The 847-nt window shown below is 57.3% G+C and carries 3 tRNA genes and 1 rRNA gene; all 4 read left to right on the forward strand.

Going from position 1 to position 847, the window contains the following annotated elements:
- Positions 1 to 11 precede the first annotated feature (11 nt).
- Positions 12 to 125: ribosomal RNA gene (gene rrf / locus IPF36_RS34010) — 5S ribosomal RNA — on the forward strand.
- 293 nt (positions 126 to 418) lie between these two features.
- A tRNA-Tyr gene (locus IPF36_RS34015) sits at positions 419 to 504 on the forward strand.
- A gap of 51 nt (positions 505 to 555) precedes the next feature.
- A tRNA-Gly gene (locus tag IPF36_RS34020) sits at positions 556 to 629 on the forward strand.
- 39 nt (positions 630 to 668) lie between these two features.
- A tRNA-Thr gene (locus IPF36_RS34025) sits at positions 669 to 743 on the forward strand.
- Positions 744 to 847 lie beyond the last annotated feature (104 nt).

Raw genomic sequence — 847 nt, forward strand, 5'->3', positions numbered from 1 at the left:
AACCCCTCATGCCTGGTGACCATAGCGAGCTGGAACCACCCCTTCCCATCCCGAACAGGACCGTGAAACAGCTCCGCGCCGATGATAGTGCGGATTACCCGTGTGAAAGTAGGTCATCGCCAGGCTCTTATTGTGCAAAACCCCTCGACAGCGTGTGCTGCGAGGGGTTTTTGCTTTTCCGCTCGGCTGATTGCGTGTCGCCCCACAGCGCGACGAGGCAGCTCCAGAGCCTCCAGGAGCCGTTTTGCGAGCCCCTATAGGGTGAGAACGTAGAAATCTAATCTACGCTTGTGGGAGCGATCAGGCGGCATCAAGCGCCACGCTGGAACGCCTTCCCTGGCCTGAAACAAGTACAGCATCCGCAACGGAAAGTGCTTGACAGGCGAGGTGAACAGCCCCATAATCGATAGTTCTCTGCGGAGAGGTGCCCGAGTGGCTAAAGGGGGCAGACTGTAAATCTGTTGGCTTACGCCTACGCTGGTTCGAATCCAGCCCTCTCCACCAGAATGCAAGACAGCAGCCGGCAATGCCGGTGAAGAAGCAGGAAAGAACCGGGCGGGTGTAGCTCAATGGTAGAGCAGAAGCCTTCCAAGCTTACGACGAGGGTTCGATTCCCTTCACCCGCTCCAGTCGCGCGGTTGTTGTCATAAAGTAGTACGTCTAGTTTCGCCCATGTGGCTCAGTGGTAGAGCACTCCCTTGGTAAGGGAGAGGTCGGCAGTTCGATCCTGCCCATGGGCACCAAACACCACCGCACTGGCATCATCGCTACCGAGACAGGAGTCGCGCAATGGCAAAGGAAAAGTTCGAGCGGACCAAGCCGCACGTGAACGTTGGTACGATTGGTC

It is taken from the genome of Cupriavidus sp. IK-TO18 (assembly GCF_015549295.1).
GTDB classification, from domain to species: Bacteria; Pseudomonadota; Gammaproteobacteria; order Burkholderiales; family Burkholderiaceae; genus Cupriavidus; species Cupriavidus oxalaticus_A.